The organism is Paenarthrobacter sp. 10L420, assembly GCF_056395385.1.
Genome location: NZ_JBFTJK010000031.1, coordinates 14,398 through 35,129, shown reverse-complemented (window position 1 = coordinate 35,129; position 20,732 = coordinate 14,398). Strand labels below are relative to the sequence as shown.

Sequence of the window (20,732 nt, the reverse complement as noted above, 5' to 3'; positions counted from 1 at the left end):
GAACCTACTCCGTGAACAACGGACCCCCACTGCCCATCAACGGAACCCTGGACCTCACCACACCACCCAAAACCATCCAGGTCTGGAAAACAGAAAAAGCACTCGTCGCCGACACCTGCCAGGAAAACCCCAAATCCTGGGGCTGCCCCAACGCTGAAAAATAGCCGTGGGGGCAGGCACAAACCGTCGCAGGCACAAGCAGGGCAGGTTGCTCTGCCTAGGCCGGGGAACCTGCATGCAGCAATGGCAACGTCATTGGACGCGGTGCGGCAAGAGGCTCACCCAGTCCGCCCAGGACCTGCCGGGCCAGAGCTACATCGTTGACGCAGATCCCATCGACTCCGAGTTCGATGGCCGCGCTGATTTCGTCACTTGTCACCAGGGTCCAAGGGAACACCTTGAGTCCGGCGCCATGAGCTTCGGCGACCAATCCGGCGTCGAGAATTCCAGAGGCGGGCGCAACGGCGGAAGCCCCGGTTGCCAAGGCAGTGATGACAAGTTCTTTAGGGTCGGAAGGATAGAGCCCTACCGACCGGAGGGGGCTCTCCCTGCTCAGAGCCACCAACGGAACTCCCGGCAACATTCCGGACATTGCCCGGATAATTTGGGGATCAAAGCTGCGGACGCGCACGGCCTGTTCGTCCTGATGGGCCTTCAGCACTTTGGACAATTCAGTCACTATTCCGTGGCCGTACCAGTCCCAGGCCCCGCCGTCAGTTTTGACCTCAATGTCCAGAACAACATCGGTGGCATTGGCGAAGCGCAACAGGGCAAGGGCCTCCGACAGCGACGGCGCACGTGTTTCAGGATCGACGTCGGTGGTAGTAGCTGGGTGCTTCTCAACCACGGCCTGAAGCATGGTCTCCAACCTGATGTCGGCGGTTCCGATGACGGCGTCATGTCTCAATACCAGTTGCATGTCGGACGTGAGCCAAACATCGACTTCTATGGCATCCACGCCCAGGCTAAGTGCCTCGACGAAGCTCGCCAATGTATTCCCATGCCGTGTGGCCAGAACGCCTCGGTGGCCCTGAATCTCGATCATTCGTTCTTCCTATTCCGATTCGTCCACGAGGGAGACTTCAGTAACGGTGGTGAGTTGAGACAGTTGGGCCACGATGTCGGATGCCGCCATGGTGCCTTCGATTTCCAGCTCTATCTCAATGAGGTCAGCGGTGGCAGCCGTTTCTGTGCGTGTCATCAACCGATCCATCACGCCCTTGGGCTCGGCCGAACCCCGCGTCGTTGCGAAGCCCTGAACACGGAATCCTTGGTCAGTGCATGTTCGGAGCACATCCCTCAGCGCTCCCACACCATCCATGTACGTAACTTTCAACAACCACTGGCTCGGCAATCCAAAGCGGAGCTTCGCAGTCACCACGGGATAGACGTAGACGATGACGAAGTGGGCTGCGGTGACGAATACCGCGGGCAGCAAGAGGCCGGCCCCGGCGGACGTCCCAACTGCAGCTGTAACCCAGATGGAGGCTGCCGTGGTCAATCCGCGGACTTGATTACGCCGCACGAACACGAGCCCCGCCCCTATGAAGCCAATGCCGGAGACCACTTGAGCCGCCAGCCTGGAGGGATCCAGCCGAACCAGGTCCACCATCAATACGTCGCTGAAGCCGTATTTGCTCACGACCATAAACAGCGCGGCGCCCAACCCAACCATGGCATGTGTTCTCATGCCCGCAGACTTGTTCTTGCTCTGGCGTTCAAACCCTATGGCTGTGGACAGGACAAGTGCTGCGGCCAAGGCCAGACACATCTGCCACCATTGCGTATCCGCGCTGAAGATCACGTAGTGCTCCGATTCGGTTATCACCCCCTTCTTCCGTCCCACATGGAAGGTCCAGTCCGATACGGATGTTCCATGCAAAGGCAGCTCAAGGTAGAAACGACGCGAGCCGGTCCTCTGCTAATTCTTCAGGTCCCAGAACGTTCCAGTCAACGCTCTTGCACATTCGTGCAAACGTCACATCCAGCTTTGTTAGGACGTACTAGCATGGTATTTGAATGCGCCGTTGAAGCCTGCAGGACCAGATCACACGGCAAAAAGATCCCATTTTCCGCCGCCGCGAATGGGCTCTTGTGATCGGCCATCTTTATGTGTAGGTTGACCATGACCTGAAGTTAGGTTGTCAGGTCAAACGTGAAACAAATGCTTTTTTGCAAGTGCTAAGTCGCCCGGACAGCGATGACGAGGGGGTCAACGTGAGGGTTTTCCATGGGCAGATTAGACACAAGTGACGCGCAAACCAGCAGGGCACCGGTCCACAGACCGCCAATAAGCACCCCGAAGAACCGACGGTGGAATCGGAGAACACGCAGGGACGCATGGGTTTTTGCAGCTTTCGCGGCACCCAATGTCCTGCTCATCGTCCTCTTTACCTACCGTCCGCTCGTCACTAACTTCTACTATTCCACCCTGGACTGGACCCTTGGGGCAGCCACCGCAACGTCAGTGGGGCTGGGTAACTATGTGGAATTCTTTACCTCCCCTGACGCTTCAAGCGTGCTGGGCGTAACAGCCATATTTACGATCACCACCGTTGGCGGTGCGATGATCCTGGGCCTGCTGGTGGCGTTGGCTCTTAACCAGAGACTGAAGGGCACAACGTTTGCCCGTGCCGTGGTTTTCGCGCCCTACGTCCTTTCCGGCGTGGGGGTTGGCTTGGTGTGGTTGTTTATTTTCGATCCGACGTATGGCGTCCTTTCATGGATTCTCCGCACAGTTGGCCAGGCGAGTCCCCAGTGGGTCAACGATCCGAAGCTCGCGCTCCTCATGGTCATCATCGTGTACGTGTGGAAGAACCTCGGCTATTGCGCCGTGGTGTATCTGGCAGGTCTGCAGTCCATTCCGACTCAGCTCTTGGAGGCTGCCGCGTTGGATGGTGCCAGTAGCCTGCGGCGCTTCACGTCAGTGGTGCTTCCCCTTCTTTCCCCCACCACCTTCTTTCTCCTGATCACTTCACTGCTGAGCTCCCTGCAGGCGTTCGACATCATCCGCATCATGACTCCATCCGGCAACGGAACCAGCACCCTGATCTTTGACTCATACCTCCAGGCATTCGGCTCCTACAACCGGGCCGGATACTCCGCGGCCATCTCGGTTGTGCTGTTCGCCGGATTGCTCGTCATGACAGCTGTGCAGTTGCGCTTCGTGGAGCGAAAGGTTCACTACTCATGAGCACCAACACCGTTGAAGCCACACCTCACCGTGACCGTCCGTTCTCCTGGCAAAACATTGGCAAGACGATTGCCGGGGGCTACGTCCCCCTCCTGCTGGCAACTCTGGTGGTCTTCGTGCCGCTCCTATGGATGATGTTGTCTTCCCTCAAAGCGCCTGGCGAAATCGTGACCACAAACCTGACTCTGCTGCCGAAGACGCCAAACCTTCAGAACTACGCTGACGCAGCATCTACTGTTCCGTTCGCGCGATTCTTCCTCAACAGCGTGATCGTCACAGTCATCGGATCCACCATCAAGTGCGTACTTGCCGTCTTTACGGCCTACGCACTCGTGTTTGTCCGTTTTCCCTTTAAAAGGGTCATCTTCCTGCTGATTCTGGTTGCGCTGATGGTTCCGCCACAGGTTTCCGTGCTTCCCAATTACGTTTTGATCGCAGGCATGGGAGGGCTCAACACGTATTGGGGAATTATCCTTCCAGGCTTGGGAACGGCGTTTGGCACCTTCCTGCTAAGGCAGCATTTCCTCACACTGCCGCCGGCGATCCTGGAATCCGCGGAAATTGACGGTGCGGGCCACTGGCGCAAGCTCTGGAAGATCGTTGTCCCGGTGTCCGTGCCCAGCATCGCGACCGTGGCCTTGGTGACCATCGTTTCTGAATGGAACGAGTACATCTGGCCGCTGATCGTCACGGACCATCCAGACATGATGACCCTTCCTGTCGGCCTGACGCAGCTGGTCAACAGCGATGGCAGTACCCAGAACTGGGGCATGCTCATGGCCGGCGCGGTGATCGTCCTTCTACCGATCTTGCTCATCTTTGCCGCTCTGCAGCGGTACATCGTCTCCGGGCTCACGCAGGGCTCGGTTACCGGCTAAAACTCCACCTTTCGGGGATGCTCAAGCACCTCGATCACTAGAAAGGCACTTCCCCTATGTCAAAATCACTTTCCAGGAAGCATTTCCTCGGCTTGGCTGGAGCCTCAATCACCGCCGTCGCGATTGCAGCCTGCGGTGGTCCCTCCACCGATACCGGGGGCACAGCAGCAAAGACGCTCTCCCCAGAGGATTGGTCCAAGATCAAACCTGCTCCAAGCATCAGTTTCATGTCCAGCCATCCCGGCAAGTCCCGGGAAACGGAACAGAAGCTGATTGAGGCCTTCCAAGCCGCCAATCCGGATATCAAAGTCAACCTCATCACCGGAGGCTCAAACTATGAGGAAGTTGCGCAAAAGTTCCAGACTTCCCAGGCCGGGAGCGAAGTGCCGGACGTGGTTGTCGCATCAGACGTGTGGTGGTTCCGATACGCCGTCTCGGGTGCCATCCTCCCCATCGATGACCTCCTCAAAGCAGTCAAGGCGAGCTCCTCCGACTACAAGTCCGGTTTGATCGCCGACTACAAACATTCTGATCAGCTGTGGGCGGTCCCTTACGCCCGCTCAACCCCGCTGTTCTATTTCAATAAGGACCACTTCAAGGCTGCCGGAGTTCCCGAGCAGGCGCCAAAAACCTGGGAAGAGTTTGCCGAGTGGGCACCCAGGATTAAGTCGGCAAATGCTTCTGCTGCCGGATATCAGAACGCCTACCAGTACCCGGCGATTGCAGGTTACGCCGGCTGGACCCTTCAAAACGTTCTCTGGGGCCAAGGCGGCGGCTGGTCCAAGGAGTGGGAGATTACGGCAAATTCAAACGAATCTGTGGCCGCGATGCAGTGGGTGCAGGACTCGATTGTGAAGAATGGCTGGGCCGGAGTCTCCTCCAAGAATGCCATTACCGACCTTCAAGCCGGTGCCATCAGCGCCACGATCAGCTCGTCGGCCGACCTCGCCGCCACCCTTAAGGCGGCGAAGGAAGCCAACATGAGGATCGGCGTCGGGTTCTTGCCGGGTGGCTCTGCCGCGGCCTCACAGGTTTGTCCCACGGGCGGTTCCGGCCTGGTGATCGCCAGCAAAACGTCGCCGGAACGGCAGCTTGCAGCGGCCAAGTTCATCACATTCATGACGAATGCGCAGAGCACGTCTACTTTGTCTGCTGCAACCGGGTACCTACCCGTCGCCGAGGCGGCAGATATTTCGGCGATTGTTGCCCAGACACCGGAATTCCAAACTGTCGTAGACCAGCTCAAAGTGACACGCACGCAGGACTTTGCCCGAACCTTCCTCCCCGGCGGAGACCAGGAGCTGGCCAGGGCAGCCACCAGGATCATGAATGAAAAGGCCGATGTGCAGGCAACGCTGATCGAGTTGAAGGGAACACTGGAAGGCATTTACAACAAGGATGTGAAGCCGAAGCTGAAAGCCTAGCCATGGCGCGAAGCGTAGGCGCACATGGGGGCCTACGCTTCGCACCCTAACCCCACCCGGGCCACCTGGCGATGCGTTAAAGAAGAAAAGCACCAGTTCCGAAGAACTGATGCTTCCCAGTGGTGGCTCCGACCGGCGTCGATCCGGTGACCTTTCGATTTTCAGTCGAACGCTCTACCAACTGAGCTACAGAGCCTAGGTGACAAGTCACCTTGAGAACCGAAATTACTTCCGGTGCTCAGAGCGACCCTGACGGGACTTGAACCCGCGACCTCCGCCGTGACAGGGCGGCGCGCTAACCAACTGCGCTACAGGGCCTTGCGTTTGCAGTATCTCTACCGCGTTTTTTTCAAGGCTTCTAGCTTACCAGACATTTTTCATCCGATTTACCACTTGCCTTGCGTACCCCCAACGGGATTCGAACCCGTGCCGCCGCCGTGAAAGGGCGGTGTCCTAGGCCGCTAGACGATGGGGGCCTGAACTCAATTCGGATTATGCGAGGAAAAACAACACTTTATGCGTTTCTTTTCGGTTCTCACCCGTCCGAACTGGACTCTAAAACTTTAGAGCATAGATGGCGATATTCCCAAATCGAGGTCTGCACGACTCCCCAATAGTGACTACGGGACGTGCTCAAGGAGGTCGCCGACCTGGCAATCGAGCGAACATTGGCAGTTTCTTGCCGTGACGCGTCCGAAAACCGCCAGCCCGGCCGGCCTCCCCGGCGCTAGATTGGCTCTATGACAACCACCACCCCGGCCGAACCCGGCCAGCCGTCCCCGGGCATGCAACCGCGCAACACCCCCGCGCCCGCAGCTCCCATCAGCAAACTTGGCATCGCCGCCGTCGTCGTCACCGTAGTCCTATGGGCTTCGGCATTCGTCGGCATCCGCGCTGTGGGCCCGAGCTTCTCCCCCGGTTCCTTGACGCTCGGACGGTTGGCGGTTGCCGCCGTCGTTCTTGGAATCGTTGTGCTGCCTACGCTGAAAGTCTGGCCACGCGGCAAGGAATGGTTGCCCATTGTGGCGTACGGGGTGATGTGGTTCGGCGGTTACAACGTGGCGTTGAACGCTGCGGAGCACATGCTCGATGCCGGTACCAGCGCCATGCTGATCAACGTCTCGCCGATCCTCATCGCAGTCCTCGCCGGAGTGGTCCTCAAGGAAGGCTTCCCACGCTGGCTGCTGATCGGCAGTGCAGTTGCGTTCGGTGGCGTGGCAATGATCGCCCTCGGCTCGGGACAGCGTTCGACGGCGGATGTCGCCGGGGTGTTGTTGTGCTTGCTTGCCGCCGTGCTCGCCTCTGTCAGCGCGATCCTCCAGAAGCCGGTCCTGCGGAAGTTTACGGCAGGGCAAGCCACGTGGTTCGGCATCATGGTGGGCGCTGTCTGCTGCCTCCCATGGACAGGGCAATTGATTGCGGAAGTCCAGTCAGCGCCGCTGCCGGCCACACTCGGCTTGGTCTATCTGGGCATCTTCCCCACAGCCATCGCCTTCACAACGTGGGCGTACGCACTGTCCTTGATCTCGGCCGGGAAACTGGCCGCGACGACGTACCTGGTCCCCGGCACCACCATCCTCATCTCCTGGGCAGTACTTCAGGAAGTCCCAACCATCTGGGGACTGATCGGCGGCGTGGTGTGCTTGATCGGCGTGGCCCTGACCAGGCGTACGCCTAGGGCTGTTGGGGCGACAAGGACCGTGCGGGCGTCAAGGGTTGCCCGGCGTACAGCAAAGTGAGCTAGCGGGCCATACCCACCAGAAGTTCACGGTGCGTGGGAGGGTTGGCACCCGGGCGGCCAACAGCGATGGAAGCCGCCATGGAGGCGATGGTTCCGATCCGTTCCAGCACTGTGGGCGCCAAGCCATCGCTGCCCCGCAACAGCAGCCCCATAATGAGTGCTGCGGTAAAGGAATCACCGGCGCCGATGGTGTCTGCCACGGTAGCGGGGACGGCCGGGACATTGATGTGAATGTCCCGGGTTGCCATGAGCGCCCCCTTGACGCCTTGAGTCACCACAGCAAGGCCTGTGCCCATAGCCAGGAGGTGATTCGCAGTTTCCTCCAACGACTTGCCGGGGTATAGCCAGCGGGCGTCGGAGCCGCTCATTTTCACGACGTCGGTCAGCGGCACTATCTCTTCGAACAATGAGACTGCCTCACTGTGACTTCCGAGGAGGTCGGGGCGGATATTGGGGTCGTAAGTAACCATGCATCCGCCCTGCGCCTGCTCCAGTAAACTCCTGACAACACTTGCGCCGGGCTCCAGGAAGGTCGCGATGGAGCCGGTGTGCAGGATCCTCGGCGCATAGGGCAGGGCAAGTGGAGCCAGCGCCCAGTCAATGTCAAAGGTGTAATCGGCCGAACCGTCGGCAGTTATCCGAGCGGTCGCCGTCGCGGTCTTGCCTGCTGACATGGATCCGGGCAGCAGGACCACACCTGCGCGCTGCAGATGCGCGGCGATGGCATCGCCCCGCTCGTCCCTGCCAATGGCAGTCAGTAGGCCCGTTTTCACGTCCAACAGGCCCAAGCCGTAAGCGACGTTGGCCGGCGATCCGCCCGGATACTCCTTCTGTCCGTCCGACGACTGGACGATGTCGATCAATGCCTCACCCACAACGACGACGTCGAGGGGCTCAGTGGCGAGGGAAGCGGTGCCGGTCATGCGGTTCCTGTGTCTGTCGAAGGAGGATTGAGTTTCAGTATCTCCCATCACGCACGGCGCCAATGATGTCTGGGCGGACTAGAGTCGGATCATGCCCGCGAATCTCCCTCCCGGCCTGCCCATAGTTCCCGACGGCGATCTCCCTTCTTCGCCGCTGCGTTTTCCGCCGGGCGCCCCCTTCGAAATGTCGCCGGAGGAGTTCGAAGAAGCTGTGAGCGACGCGTTGCAGCTGATCCCACCCAAAGCTGCCAGCGCAATGGACAACGTGGCAATCTTCATTGAAGACGACTACACCCCGCGCCCAGATGAAGAACCGGACACCGTATTACTTGGTTTGTACGAGGGCGTGCCCTTGACCGAACGTGACTCGTGGTGGGAAGCGGGCTCGTTGCCGGATCGGATCACTATTTTCCGCCAACCCATCCTGGACATCTGCGCCACCCGCGAGGAAGTCATCGATGAAGTGGCCATCACGGTGATTCACGAGATCGCCCACCACTTCGGAATTGACGACGACCGCCTGCATGAGCTCGGGTGGGGCTAGCCTTGTAAGCATGGGGCATGATCACAACCACTCCCACGGAGTAACAGCAACCGGCAAGCATCGGAAGCGGCTCATTGCCGTCCTGGGTATCACCTTAGGTGTGGTGGGCATCCAGGTGGTTGGCGCGCTCATCTCCGGATCGCTGGCGCTGCTGGCCGATGCAGGCCACATGCTCTCCGATGCTGCAGGCGTATTCATCGCGTTGATGGCGGCCTGGATCGCTACCCGCCCGGCGAGCGATCAACGGACTTACGGATATCAACGGGCCGAAGTCCTGGCGGCCTTGGCCAACGCCCTTGTACTCATCGTCATCGCAGTCGTCATCATGATCGAGGCCATCCGCCGCTTTGGGGAGTCGCCCGAAATCCATACGGACGTCATGCTGTGGGCGGCGATCCTGGGCGCCGTAGCCAACCTCATTTCCCTGATGATCCTGCAGGGGGCCCAAAAGGAGAGCCTCAACGTCCGCGGGGCCTATCTTGAGGTCCTTGGCGATCTTCTCGGCTCGATCGCCGTTATTGTGGCGGCCATCGTCATCATGACGACGGGCTTCACTGCCGCTGACCCCATTGCCTCGGTGCTCATCGCCCTTATGATCATCCCCCGCGCCTGGCACCTGCTCCGCGATGTTGTGGACGTGCTTCTGGAAGCCACTCCCAAGGGTGTGGACGTGAACATGATCCGCGAGCACATCCTTGCCGTGGACGGCGTCGTGGAGGCCCACGACATCCACATCTGGACCATCACCTCCGGGGTGCCCGTGTTCTCCGCGCACGTTGTGGTGGAAGACGAGGTCCTTAACGCCAGCGGGGCAGACAGCATCCTGGACCAGCTTGGATCCTGCCTGGGGCGCCATTTCGACACCGAGCACTGCACCTTCCAGCTGGAGCCCGTGAGCCACTCCGAGCACGAGTCACACCAGCACGCCTAGCTTGGCGCGTCACCTGGGGCGGCAGTAACCGTTCCTGCCGCTCCATCCACGGTGATGATCTGGCCTGAACTGATCCGCAGAGTTGCGTCGGGCACGCCTACAACGGCCGGGATGCCGTATTCCCGGGCCACCACGGCGCCATGGGAGTTGGGACCACCCATTTCCATGACCAACCCGCCAGCCGTGAGGAACAGGGGTGTCCAGCCGGGGTCGGTGGAGGGCGCTACGAGGATTTCCCCTGGTTCCAGATGGGCGCCAACGGGGTCCAGGATCACCCGCGCCGGGGCTGTGATGACGCCTGCCGACGCCGGACTGCCGGACAGAGTGCCCGGGGCACCTGCGGTTCCGCCAGCCGTAGCGGTGGCTTCGGGTTCTGTTCCGTCTGAGAGCAATACCCGCGGAATATGCCGACGTCGCAGTTCCTGCGCATAGTCCGCGCGGCGATCTTCCACGAGTTGGTGGAGCTTGTTGCCGGCCAGGGCAGTCTCTACTTCGTTGAGGTCCAGGAAGAAGATATCCTCGGCGCGCTCAATCCGCCCTGCCTCTGCCAGTTCTGCTCCTACCAGCGATAGTTGTTCCCGTGCCGAAGCCAAGCCGAGGACGAGGTTGTATTTGGGCAACTCCCTCATTCCGGCAAACCTGCGCGTGCGGTCCAAGGCTGTTCGCACCAGCTTGGCGTGGAGCGGACTTCTGGCCCTTGCCCGCGCAACCAACCTGGCAACCTGTTCATCTGCCTCCCGAACAGCTTTTCTGAACTGCTGGTCGGGTGCGTCCGCAGTGTGCTCGAGCCGCAGATAGTTGACCACGACGCCGAGTATGTGGGTGGGGTCGTCCGACCATCGGGGCATGCCGAGGTCGATCTCTGCCACTGCTCTATGCCCATAGGTGCGCAGGAAAGCTTCAAGCCCGGCTTGGGCAACTGCTGGAAGTTTCTTGTCCTTGAACTGCCGAACGAGTTCCTCAAGTGTGGGATAACTCAGGAAGGCCAGGGCCTCCGGGTCATCCCTGATTTCCTTTGCAAGCTGCCACAGTGCAAGGTCCATCTCCGTAGTGACATTGTTGGGCAGCCCACGAATCACTGTTTGCAGCTGGTCCAAGGGCGCTTGCTCGCCCAGCATTTTCCGGACGAGTCCCAGCATCGCAAAGCCCAGAACGGGAAGGGGCAGGACTTGGGGAACCGTTGCGAATACTTCCTCCCCCAGGATTCTCTGTACGTGGGCGATTCGCTGAAGGGCGGTGATGCCCTCCGGCACTTGAAGGGCCTGATGGAGTTCTGCCTCCAGCTGCTCTTGGCGCTTCATTGCGGCATCGGGACGGAAAAGAGCCCGGATCGCCGACTCTGGAACACGGTATTTAGCCGCAACGGGCGCAACGTGCCGGATGAGCCTTATAGGAGTTTTGATGGTGACGGAGAACCGCGGGTCATCGAAAAGCCCACGAATCACCGCAGCAGAACGGGCCTCCATGATGTCAAAGATGCGCGGCACAATGGCCCGGCCCACCTTGCTGCGCAGCACGGATGTGAAGTCGAAGAAGATCCTCTGCCCGGCCTCACAGTAGGGCGATGGTCCTGAGCGTGGATCTGGGACATCGAAGGCAGCCCTGCGGGCAACGCTGGAGGCTATCAGGCGGATACCCGCCAGACCCATGGGCGTCAGAGGCCTGGTGAGGCCTTGGGCGAGACTGAAGTTCAGGAATGCGTGCTCACCGGGAGTCGCCGACACTCGCGAGGTCAGCGGATAGAGGGTAGTAATGGGTCTTGCCTGTGTGAGCCACAGTTTTCCGGAAGAATCGATCGCCCATTCTGTATCCTGCGGCGCTCCATAGTGGGCCTCGACGCGCCCGCCCAAGTCGGCCAGGGCCCGGATCTGGTCATCGCTGAGGCACGGCTGCACGGAGTGGTTTTCGAGTGCTTCAGCACCACCCGCTCGCTCAATTCGTTCAGTGCCACCGCCAGCCAGCGATCGGATCTCTACCTGTCTGTCGCCGAGGGTCCGTTTCAGGATGGAGTTGCTCTGCATATCAACTACGTACTGATCGGGATTAACGGCGCCTGACACCACGGCTTCGCCCAGACCGGGGCTGGCATCGATCACAGCTTCACGGCGCCGCCCCGTGACAGGGTTGGCCGTGAACATCACCCCGGCCGTCGCGGAATCCACCATTTCCTGGACAACGACCGCCAGCGTCACTGTGGAATGATCTATCCCATTGGTTGTCCGATAGCTCACGGCCCGGTCCGTCCAGAGCGATGCCCAACAGCGGCTTACGGCATCCAGGACTGCGTCTGCTCCCACCACGTTCAGGAAAGTGTCCTGCTGTCCGGCAAAACTGGCGAAGGCCAGGTCCTCGGCCGTGGCTGAGGACCTCACTGCGACGGGGGCAGCGTCTCCCAACTTCCGATACGCCGCCCGTACCGCCTCTGCGACGTCGGTGGGAACTCCGGCGTCGAGCACCAAGGACCTGGCCCGGGCGGCCAGCCTGTTCAGTTCGTCAAGGTCAGAAGCTTCGGCGTCCTGCAGAAGGGCAAAGATGTCCTCCATACCAATCGCTGAGAGGGCGTACCGGTAGGCGGACGTTGTCAGGCAAAAGCCTGGCGGCACCGGCAGGCGGGCGGCACTCAACTCGCCGAGGTTGGCGGCCTTGCCACCTACCTCGGGGAGCATGTCCGCCCGGATGTCCGCAATGTCCCGAATGAAGACCGGGCCACTTACATCCGCACTGTTTTCCTGCCTATGCTTCCCAGGCTCCCGGTTATCCATGGACGGTGCGCGCCAGCGGCCTAAGCCGCACCGAGCATGGGTCCGAATTTGGGCCGGTCTGCCAGCCGCGGGTCCTCCCGGTCCGGAACCACGAGGACCGGTCCCTTGGCGTGATGCAGGACGCCGTCGGAAGTGGAACCAAGGAGCATGCCTGCGAAACCACCACGGCCCCGTGTACCCAGGACAACCAGCTCCACGCCCCGGCTGGCCTCAACCAGGACGTCAACAGGTGAGCCGTCCCTCAGGTCGGTTTCCACAGTCAACTGCGGGAAATGGCTGCGGAGCCAGGCGACGCCTGCATCCAGCTGGACTTTGATGTCCGCGAACAGGGCATCGCGGTCCAAAGGTGCGGGCACCCAGGCCAAGGAGCCGCTGTATTGCGGCACGGCACAAATGACGCGGAGCTTGGCCCCCATCCGCTGGGCTTGTTCGGCTGCCTCAAGGACAGCGACGCGCGCCTGCTCTGAACCGTCCACACCCACGGCGACGACGTTTTCCACCGTGCGTGGCCCGGCCTTGGCGTGCTCAGCCTTAATGTGCTTGTCCTCGGTGTTCTCGCCCAAACGGTCCGCACAGTAGAGCGGGACCGTTACGGTGGGGCATTTTGCGTGAGCCGGCAAGGCGCTGCTGACCGAGCCCAGGAGACGCCCAACGAAGCCGCCACGGCCACGGCTGCCGAACACCAGGAGCGCGGCGTTTGCAGACAAGTCCAGGAGGACCCCTGCGGCATCGCCGTTCTCCACCGAAGCATCGACGTCGAGGTTGTTCTTCGAGACCTTATCCATGGCCTGCTTGACGATTGCTTCCGCGCCCTCGCGGATCACGGAATCGTCCACAGTGGCGTACCCGCCGTCGAGGCCGGATGCCGCGAAGATGGGCACCGAATAAGCCGTGACTATATGCAGGGGAAGTTGGCGCCGTTCCGCCTCACGCGCGGCCCACACAAGGGCGCATTGACCATGCTCGGATCCGTCCACTCCGACGACGATTCCACCAGGCGCCACTGCCTGCTCCTCGCCGTCCCGTGGTTCTTCAACGTGTCTGCCGTGCTGGTCCATTGGGGCCCGCCTCTCCACCTACTGCTTGATGTTCCGGCCATTCTGCCAGAGGTTCTCCGTACCGGTGTCCCCTTGCTGGCGTGCAACCAATAGCCGAGGCCGAAGAAACCCGCTGGGGTTCTCCTTCCAATGCCCACTATTCTCGGTTGGCAATGCCGAATCAAGGCGACTATGGGCTATGTGGATAACGGTCCGGGCTCGGTTTTCGGCACGCTCACCGCCCTCCAGGTTGCGCTGCGGATGAACATCCAAAACACGCTGCCGCCGAGGCTATCCATGGCAGAAAAAGTTCGGTAGTGTTCGAGTCACCGAATGGCCGGCAAAAGTGTCCCAGGACACAATCCGGCCATTTATTTGCGGCCGCTTGGGGAACACGGACGCGATCCCACGCGCTGCCGAAAGGCACACACGTCAAGGAGGAACCCAAGCAGTGTCACTCACTCCTGATTCCGTCACGGAACGGACTACCACCGTGGTGATCGGTACCGGCCTGTCCGGTTTGGCTGTTGCCAGCGAGCTCAGCCGCTATGGCGTAGGTTCCATCGTGCTGGATGGCTTTGGTACTTTGTCCACCACCGGACCATCGGTCCATACGGGAATGCTCCAGCGCTGCGACGCAGCGGACCCCGCGGCAATGCAGGAACGCAACGAGATCCTGCGCCACTTGCGCAACTACGCCGCAAGCCATCACCTGGATGTCCGCACCACCACACGCGCTGTTCGTCTGGACTTCCTGGGCGGCGACTCGTCCCAGCAGCTTGGATATGGACTCGCAGCAAGCCTGAACACGGCCAGCCAGAGGGCTGGGCTGGGCGTTTACGGCCCGCTTGAATCCACCCCACGGCAATGGGCCGTGCATACAGCCACAGGAGTTCTTCTGGCCGACCACATCGTGGTGACGCGCTGCGCCCAGAGCCAACTGCGCCGAATGCTTACGGACTTGGGAATCGCCATAGGCCAGAACCTCGTGGCAGCCATGCGTGCCGTGGGAATGCACTTGGTAGGCGTGGGGGAACTCATTACACCCACGCCCAAGGAAGTACTCCGGCAAGCCAAGGCAGTAGGGCAAGCAATCTCAGCCAAGGTGGCTCTACCAGCTTCGCCGGGCATCGCCCTGGCTTAGAAACGAACAAAAGTTAACTCAGAAGGCCGGTGCCTCCGAAGACGTTAGTCCTCGAAGGCACCGGCCTTTTGAGTTGGAGCGTGAAGCTTAGGCGCCAGCGCGTACGTACGTGATGGGGCCGGTTGCGGTGAGCCAGCTGATCGGGTGGATGCCCGTCTGGTTGCCGTTGATGCCACCGCTGATGGCCTGGCCGTTGCCGATGTAGATGGCTACGTGGCCGGACTGGACGATCATGTCACCGGGCTGGGGGTCGCTGACAACCTTGCCGTAGTTCAGGAACTGCATGGGTGCGAGGTCGCCAACCGGGATGCCTGCGGAGCCGAGGGCCCGTTCCACCATGGCGGTGCAATCCTGCATGATGCCGATCTGGGCGTAAGCCGAGGCAACCATAGCGGCGTTGACGCCACCAACAGCCGGAGCCGCAGCAGCAGGCGCGGCTGCCACCGGAGCGGTAGCCGTAGTAGTTGCGGCGGCCTTGACAGTGGCCGCTGCTGGGGCCTGCTTGGCAACCGGAGCCGGAGCAACGGGTGCCGGCTTTTCAATAACGGGAGCCGCAACGGAAGCAACCGCAGGGCGCTCGAAGTTGATCGTGGCCGTGGAGGCGGCCGTAACAACCTTGGTGGGACCCTCAGTGACGGTCTCGGCGACCGTAGCAGGGCTGGAGTCGCGCTGAACAGGGGTCTCTGCTGCGTGGGCAGCAATGGAGCCTGTCAGGACGAGGCCTGAAGCTGCTGCGATGACAGCGGCTTGGCGACCTGCGCCGGATGCGTTGCTGGCAACAGCCTTGGAGATGGAAATGAACGGATTAGGACGTACGCTGTCCGCCTTACGACGGCCGCGAAGAATGCGTGAAGACATGAAAGAGCCTCTCCCGATGCCTGCGAGGTTAGCTGTCGGATTCGGATGGGAGTCACCCGGCCACTATCCCCCGCTGTGCAGCGGAAGCTTCGTGACTTCACCCCAAGGCGCGCTCTGAAAGCGGGCCAAAATGGGTTCCCCGTCTCTGCCGTAGGTTTGTCTGCGAACGGATTCCGGACTGTGGCAGAGCTAGGCAATCAGCCCGGAAATGCCCGTTACGTGGAACAGGCACAAGTACAACCGTACGGGAAGATCACTTCAAAGTCACATTTACGTAACGAGCAGTTCGTTTTTGGCGTGTCGCAGTGACCGTTTCGAGATCTTCGCAAGTATGTAGAAAACCCCGTTATTCCGCGGAATTTTCGTCATCCGGCTCGTTCGGAGCCGCCAGCTTCTTCCGGGCTGTAACAGCGAGGAAGATCACGAGACCGATTGCCACGACGGCGAGGCCAACAATGCTCCAGGGGAAGGGTTGGGAAACTGCCGGAGCGGGCTCACTATTTTCGGTACCGGGCGCTGCCGTCCCCGCCGTCGGAACAGCCGCCGAAGCCGATGGGGAGGCGCCTGCTGAGCCGCTCGCCGTCGTCGTGCTTGTTCCGGAAACAGTGAACTTGAAGGTTCCCTCAATCGGGTGGGAGTCTGAACTGACCACGCGCCACACCACCGTGTATTCGCCAGCCGGAGCGCCCGGACGCAGCTTCTGGACAGCCATGTTGTCGATGATCTCCACTGCGCCATCTGCCCAGTTTTCGCCCCCAGCGGTGACAGTTACGCCCGAACCGATGGCCAGTGGCCGGTTGTTGAACGTGATCGACACCGACGCCGGCACTTCAGCTACCCGCGCACCGTTGGCCGGAGTTGTTGATTCGGCGACGTCGTGCGCGGAGGCCGGAGCGGCGCCCAGCAGCAACGCGGAAGCGAACGCAATAGCGGCTACGACGGCGGCCAGAAGCGGGCGGATGGTACGCATGGGGCGGTTTCTCCTAGTGTTGGCTTCCTTACAGACTAGGCGAATCGTCCCGGCACCCCGCATCGGCGGGCATAGGATTTGAGAGCAAACTCCCCCGATCCCCGGAGACCTTCATGCTGAAACAAGGTTCTGCAATCGACCGCTACTTCAAAATCTCCGAGCGCCGGTCCACCTACTCGCGGGAAATACGTGGCGGCTTCGCGACCTTCTTCGCCATGAGCTACATCGTGGTGCTGAATCCGCTGATCCTCTCCGGGGCAGACTCGAGCGGAGCATCTCTTGGCTTCACGGCCGTAGCGGCAACGACTGCATTCGTGGCGGGCATCCTGACCATCCTCATGGGCGCCTGGGCCAAGCACCCCTTCGCGGTGGCAACCGGGCTGGGAGTGAACGCGTTCGTGGCCGTGACCGTTGCCTCCCACCCCGGGCTGACGTGGCCGGACATGATGGGGCTGGTGGTGCTTTCGGGTGTCACCATGCTCATCCTGGTACTCACCGGATTCCGCACGGCCGTTTTCAGGGCCGTCCCGGAAGCCCTTAAGACGGCAATCGTAGTGGGCATTGGCCTCTTCATCGCCTTGATCGGCCTTGTGAACGCCGGCTTTGTCCGGCGAATTCCGGATGCCGCAGGCACCACTGTCCCGCTCGGCCTGGGTGTGGAGGGCAAGTTGATGGGTTGGCCGACGTTGGTGTTCGCCGTCGGCCTGATCCTGACCATCGCGTTGGTAGTGCGCAAGGTCCGCGGCGCAATCCTGATCGGCATCGTGGTGTCTACCGCCCTGGCCGCCATCCTCGAGTTCACGCTCCACATTGGTCCCAGCTTCGACGGGAAAAACGTCAACCCGCGTGGCTGGTCCCTGGTGGCCCCCACACTTTCCGAATGGGGCGCTCCGGACCTCTCCCTGATCGGCAAAGCCAACCCCTTTGGGGCCTTTGAACACCTCGGATTTGTGGCTGCTGCGCTGTTGGCGTTCGTGATCCTCCTCAGCATCTTCTTCGACGCCATGGGCACCATGGTGGGCCTGGCCAACGAGGCCGGAACCGTGGACGAGCACGGCAACATTCCCAACGTGGACCGCGTCCTGCAGGTTGATGCCCTGGGCGCAATCGTTGGTGGCGGCGCGTCCGTTTCGTCCAACCAGATCTTCGTTGAGTCGGGCGCGGGCATTGGCGAAGGTGCCCGCACCGGTCTGGCCTCCATTGTCACGGGCCTGCTCTTCCTGGTGGCCATGTTCTTCACGCCGCTCATCAACCTGGTCCCGTTCGAAGCCGTTGCACCTGCGCTGGTGGTTGTGGGCTTCATGATGGTGTCCCAGGTTGGCAAGATCGACTGGCAGGACTGGGGCGTTGGCATTCCCGCGTTCCTGACCATCGCACTCATGCCGTTCACGTACTCCATTGCCAATGGCCTCGGCGCAGGCTTCATCTCCTACGTCCTGATCCGCACTTTCCAGGGCCGTGCACGTGAAGTCCACCCCTTGATGTGGGCAGTGGCAGCCGCCTTCCTGCTGTTCTTCGGCATCGGAACTGTGGAGGAGTTGTTGGGCGTCAAGTAGCGTTGTCCGGCATTTCAGACACTGGGGCACGCTAAAGCTGTTTTTTGGCACGCAGGTGGGGTGTGCTTAAGGCATGGCCCCAAACACCAGCACCAGCCCCTCCGTAGACGTCCTTCCCACGCCATGGACCGGCCGCTTTGACGGCGACGGCGACGAACATCGCCGCTGGTGGCAGGCCATAGCACCCCTTACTTCCCCTGCCGCTCCTGAAGCCTCTCGTCCCGCCGTCGTGCTGGGTTTCTGCAGCGACGCCGGGGTGCGGCGCAACAAGGGCCGAACCGGTTCCGCAGCGGCTCCGGCTGCCATTCGTTCGGCACTGGCCCCGCTGGCGTTCCACGTGGATCGTGACGTGTTCGACGCCGGGGACGTGGTTGTGGAGGACGACTCACTGGAAGAAGGACAACAGCGCGCCGGACGCGCCATCTCGGAACTGCTCGACGCCGGAAACCTCACCGTGGTGCTGGGCGGCGGCCACGAGACGGCGTTTGCCAGCTACCTGGGCGTGGCCGGATCCAATGCGGTGGGTAGCGGAAAGCACTTGGGCGTCCTGAACCTGGATGCCCACTTTGACCTGCGTGATGAGCCCACCCCGAGCTCCGGTACCCCGTTCCTCCAGATGGCCCAGGAAGAACTCGCAGCCGGACGCGAACTGAAGTACGCCGTCGTCGGAATCTCGGAGCCCAACAACACCCGTACGCTCTTTGACACCGCTGACCGCCTGGGCGTGAAGTACTTGCTGGACGAGGACTGTTCCGCGGAACGCGTCGAGACGTTCGTAGCCGACTTCGTGGCTGGAATCGATGTGTTGTACCTGACGATCGACCTGGACGTACTGCCCGCTTCGGTGGCGCCGGGCGTCAGTGCCCCTGCTGCGTACGGGGTGCCGCTGCCCGTGATTAGTGCTATTTGCCGCCAAGTAGCCGCAAGCGGGACGTTGTTGCACGTGGACGTTGCCGAATTGAACCCGGAGTTCGATATTGATGGACGAACCGCGAAAGTGGCAGCACGGCTTGTAAACACGCTGTTGGCGTAGGGCCTGTTCCCAGTCCCTGTCCTGCTTTAACCTGTTGGGTTTAACCTATGGGGAAGGGAAGGACAGCGATGCGCGCAACTCCTCTGCAGGACAAGTGGGCTTGGGTGGCCGGGCCGGTTGCTGTCGCGCTCGGTCTTGCCGCACACGTCATTTCCGGTGGCGGTGCCCCTGCGATGCCCGTCCTGCTGGCGTTCGTTGCCCTCTCTGCCTTGGCCGCACAACTGATTTCCCGCTGGATCCATGGGCCCATCCTGTTGTTGCTGCTCTCCGGCGTGGCCCAGCAACTGCTGTTCTTCGGCTTCGAAGCTTTAGGGGGCTCATTTTCCGGCGTCGGATTCCTTGACCATCTGCACGGGCAGCCCCAGCAGCCTGTGGCCGTTCCTGCGGACAGTCAGCCGGGTTCAGGCGAAGTGCATGCTGCTGACCTGATGCTTTACACCCACGCAGCCGCCGCCATTCTCACTCTGCTGGTCGCCGCGGGAGTTTCCAGGCTGGCCCGGCGGGGACGTCACCAAGGGCAACGTTCCGTAGCTTTTCGGTAATCCTGGGAAAAGCAACGTAGTCCCCCGAAAGCCAACGTAGCCCTGCGAAAGCCGGGGCAATGAACTTTGATCGGCCCGGGTTCGGGCGCCTAGTGTCGTTTGCACGTGGTGTACCCGAGAGGCCAGGGAGCTGCCTGCAAAGCAGCGCACGCGGGTTCGAATCCCGCCACCACGTCTGATGGGGTCAGGTCTGCCGCACCAGCACCGGTACCCCTCCGCCGAGATGGCACTTAAGCACAATGTTTGGCCCAAACATTGGGCTTAAGTGCCATCTCGCGGGGTCGAAAGAGCTTACTGGGCTGCGTCGAACCCGTCCAGGAGCCGACGCGATGCCGTCGTCATGTGCGAGCGCATGGACAGGGAAACCGCTGAAGCGTCCCTGGCCACGAGGGCTTCGTAAATTGCGGTGTGCTCATGCAGCGCCGCTTCAGCATGGCCTTCATCGGTCAACGCCCTGTCGACCCAGATCCGCAGTAGCGAGCGGATGCTCTGCAAGAGCTCTTCGAGGACCGTGTTCCCGGAGGCGTGGGCGATTTCACGGTGGAACAAGGCATCGGCCTCAACGAAAGCTGTGAGGTTGTCCAGGTTCTTTTCCATGGCGTCGAGGTTGGCGCGCATACGGCCCAAGGCCTCATCCGTGACTCGGAGCGCCGCTAGTTCCACAGCCTGAACCTCCAGCCCGCTGCGCAATTCGACCAGCTCGCGGGTCCTGGGCTCACCAAGCATGAGCCCCCAACTGAGCGTACGAGGCAAGAGTTCGGAGACGCCGTCGCGCAGGTATGTTCCCGAGCCCGGGCGGACTATCACAATGCCCAGGATCTCCAGCGCGGCCAGTGCCTCGCGAACAGCTGAACGACCGACACCGAGGGAGGCAGCTAATTGGCGCTCGGCGGGTAGTCGCGTACCGGGCGCGATGTCGCCGCTGGTGAAGTAGGCGAGCAGCCGCTCAGCTACTTCGGAGACAACGGAGCCTTGCTCCATGGGGGCAAGGGCTGCCGTCATATGGGCCGCTGCTGCGGCGGAGTTCGCTGACACCTTCACAGCGTAGCAACCGGATGACCAATTGATCCCGGGGGCGAAATGACTTCAAAAAGTTTAACTCGTCAACCGGTTGACCAATTTAGAATCCAGTCCTATGGTTTAAATCACAAGCTTCGCTATCGCCGGCCCCTACCCGGCAAGGACACGAGTCAACC

18 protein-coding genes, 4 tRNA genes and 1 riboswitch are annotated in these 20,732 nt (G+C 61.2%); of the genes, 11 read left to right on the top strand and 11 right to left on the bottom strand.

The window, feature by feature from the left end:
* Positions 1–217 precede the first annotated feature (217 nt).
* Positions 218–1,045 carry a glycerophosphodiester phosphodiesterase gene (locus AC1DD5_RS24280; RefSeq protein ID WP_477522947.1) on the bottom strand — a complete coding sequence of 276 codons (828 nt, stop codon included), beginning with the start codon at positions 1,043–1,045 and terminating at the stop codon, positions 218–220.
* A gap of 9 nt (positions 1,046–1,054) precedes the next feature.
* Entirely contained in the window at positions 1,055–1,828 is a 774-nt protein-coding gene (locus AC1DD5_RS24275) for an MgtC/SapB family protein (RefSeq protein WP_477522946.1), read from the bottom strand.
* Positions 1,829–2,230: 402 nt separating this feature from the next.
* Between AC1DD5_RS24275 and AC1DD5_RS24270 the strand changes: the two genes are divergently transcribed.
* From AC1DD5_RS24270 to AC1DD5_RS24260, 3 genes are read left to right on the top strand one after another with little or no spacing between them, the layout of a single operon-like run.
* A complete protein-coding gene (locus tag AC1DD5_RS24270) occupies positions 2,231–3,193 on the top strand; it encodes a carbohydrate ABC transporter permease (protein WP_442002796.1) in 963 nt (320 codons plus the stop codon).
* Positions 3,190–4,071 (top strand): carbohydrate ABC transporter permease, encoded by an 882-nt coding sequence (locus AC1DD5_RS24265; protein ID WP_477522945.1) that lies wholly within the window; start codon positions 3,190–3,192, stop codon positions 4,069–4,071. Before AC1DD5_RS24270 ends, AC1DD5_RS24265 begins: the two co-directional genes overlap by 4 nt.
* A gap of 56 nt (positions 4,072–4,127) precedes the next feature.
* Complete coding sequence (locus AC1DD5_RS24260) at positions 4,128–5,495, top strand: ABC transporter substrate-binding protein (RefSeq protein WP_477522944.1); 1,368 nt, start codon at positions 4,128–4,130, stop codon at positions 5,493–5,495.
* Positions 5,496–5,615: 120 nt separating this feature from the next.
* Here the strand turns inward: AC1DD5_RS24260 and AC1DD5_RS24255 are convergent.
* The 3 genes from AC1DD5_RS24255 to AC1DD5_RS24245 form a co-directional block, all read right to left on the bottom strand.
* Positions 5,616–5,691, bottom strand: a tRNA-Phe gene (locus tag AC1DD5_RS24255).
* 48 nt (positions 5,692–5,739) lie between these two features.
* Positions 5,740–5,813 (bottom strand) — tRNA-Asp (locus tag AC1DD5_RS24250).
* 85 nt (positions 5,814–5,898) lie between these two features.
* A tRNA-Glu gene (locus AC1DD5_RS24245) sits at positions 5,899–5,971 on the bottom strand.
* 264 nt (positions 5,972–6,235) lie between these two features.
* On the opposite strand from AC1DD5_RS24245, the gene AC1DD5_RS24240 reads away from it, so the two are divergent.
* The gene (locus tag AC1DD5_RS24240; protein WP_477517981.1) at positions 6,236–7,234 is read left to right on the top strand and encodes a DMT family transporter; all 999 of its coding nucleotides are present in this window, start codon (positions 6,236–6,238) and stop codon (positions 7,232–7,234) included.
* Position 7,235: 1 nt separating this feature from the next.
* Here the strand turns inward: AC1DD5_RS24240 and AC1DD5_RS24235 are convergent, their stop codons facing one another.
* Positions 7,236–8,159, bottom strand: a complete 924-nt coding sequence (locus tag AC1DD5_RS24235) for a carbohydrate kinase family protein (protein WP_442016436.1) — start codon at positions 8,157–8,159, stop codon at positions 7,236–7,238.
* 91 nt (positions 8,160–8,250) lie between these two features.
* On the opposite strand from AC1DD5_RS24235, the gene AC1DD5_RS24230 reads away from it, so the two are divergent.
* Together AC1DD5_RS24230 and AC1DD5_RS24225 are read left to right on the top strand one after the other, a co-directional pair.
* Positions 8,251–8,703, top strand: a complete 453-nt coding sequence (locus AC1DD5_RS24230; RefSeq protein WP_442002801.1) for a metallopeptidase family protein — start codon at positions 8,251–8,253, stop codon at positions 8,701–8,703.
* A 10-nt stretch (positions 8,704–8,713) separates the two neighbouring features.
* Positions 8,714–9,634 carry a cation diffusion facilitator family transporter gene (locus AC1DD5_RS24225; protein ID WP_477517980.1) on the top strand — a complete coding sequence of 307 codons (921 nt, stop codon included), beginning with the start codon at positions 8,714–8,716 and terminating at the stop codon, positions 9,632–9,634.
* Here AC1DD5_RS24225 and AC1DD5_RS24220 read toward each other — a convergent pair.
* Together AC1DD5_RS24220 and AC1DD5_RS24215 are read right to left on the bottom strand one after the other, a co-directional pair.
* Positions 9,631–12,396, bottom strand: a complete 2,766-nt coding sequence (locus AC1DD5_RS24220; protein WP_477517979.1) for a PEP/pyruvate-binding domain-containing protein — start codon at positions 12,394–12,396, stop codon at positions 9,631–9,633. The two genes, AC1DD5_RS24225 and AC1DD5_RS24220, sit on opposite strands and share 4 nt — an antisense overlap.
* A 20-nt stretch (positions 12,397–12,416) precedes the next feature.
* Complete coding sequence (locus tag AC1DD5_RS24215; protein ID WP_477517978.1) at positions 12,417–13,454, bottom strand: universal stress protein; 1,038 nt, start codon at positions 13,452–13,454, stop codon at positions 12,417–12,419.
* Positions 13,455–13,884: 430 nt separating this feature from the next.
* On the opposite strand from AC1DD5_RS24215, the gene AC1DD5_RS24210 reads away from it, so the two are divergent.
* On the top strand, positions 13,885–14,577 hold the full coding sequence (locus AC1DD5_RS24210; RefSeq protein WP_477517977.1) for an FAD-binding protein: 693 nt from the start codon (positions 13,885–13,887) through the stop codon (positions 14,575–14,577).
* A gap of 87 nt (positions 14,578–14,664) precedes the next feature.
* On the opposite strand, the gene AC1DD5_RS24205 is transcribed toward AC1DD5_RS24210, so the two are convergent.
* Both AC1DD5_RS24205 and AC1DD5_RS24200 read right to left on the bottom strand, forming a co-directional pair.
* Positions 14,665–15,435, bottom strand: coding sequence for an NlpC/P60 family protein (locus AC1DD5_RS24205; protein ID WP_442016433.1), 771 nt, complete (start codon positions 15,433–15,435; stop codon positions 14,665–14,667).
* A gap of 3 nt (positions 15,436–15,438) precedes the next feature.
* Positions 15,439–15,607: riboswitch (cyclic di-AMP (ydaO/yuaA leader) on the bottom strand.
* A 174-nt stretch (positions 15,608–15,781) separates the two neighbouring features.
* On the bottom strand, positions 15,782–16,405 hold the full coding sequence (locus AC1DD5_RS24200) for a copper resistance CopC family protein (RefSeq protein WP_477517976.1): 624 nt from the start codon (positions 16,403–16,405) through the stop codon (positions 15,782–15,784).
* 113 nt (positions 16,406–16,518) lie between these two features.
* On the opposite strand from AC1DD5_RS24200, the gene AC1DD5_RS24195 reads away from it, so the two are divergent.
* The 4 genes from AC1DD5_RS24195 (at position 16,519) to AC1DD5_RS24180 (ending at position 19,711) form a co-directional block, all read left to right on the top strand.
* Positions 16,519–17,961, top strand: a complete 1,443-nt coding sequence (locus AC1DD5_RS24195) for an NCS2 family permease (protein WP_477517975.1) — start codon at positions 16,519–16,521, stop codon at positions 17,959–17,961.
* Positions 17,962–18,034: 73 nt separating this feature from the next.
* Entirely contained in the window at positions 18,035–18,994 is a 960-nt protein-coding gene (hutG, locus tag AC1DD5_RS24190) for a formimidoylglutamase (protein ID WP_477517974.1), read from the top strand.
* A gap of 68 nt (positions 18,995–19,062) precedes the next feature.
* Positions 19,063–19,536: a hypothetical protein gene (locus AC1DD5_RS24185; RefSeq protein ID WP_442002810.1), complete on the top strand. Its 474-nt coding sequence runs from the start codon at positions 19,063–19,065 to the stop codon at positions 19,534–19,536.
* 104 nt (positions 19,537–19,640) lie between these two features.
* A tRNA-Cys gene (locus AC1DD5_RS24180) sits at positions 19,641–19,711 on the top strand.
* A gap of 116 nt (positions 19,712–19,827) precedes the next feature.
* Here AC1DD5_RS24180 and AC1DD5_RS24175 read toward each other — a convergent pair.
* Entirely contained in the window at positions 19,828–20,571 is a 744-nt protein-coding gene (locus AC1DD5_RS24175) for a FadR/GntR family transcriptional regulator (RefSeq protein ID WP_477517973.1), read from the bottom strand.
* Positions 20,572–20,732 lie beyond the last annotated feature (161 nt).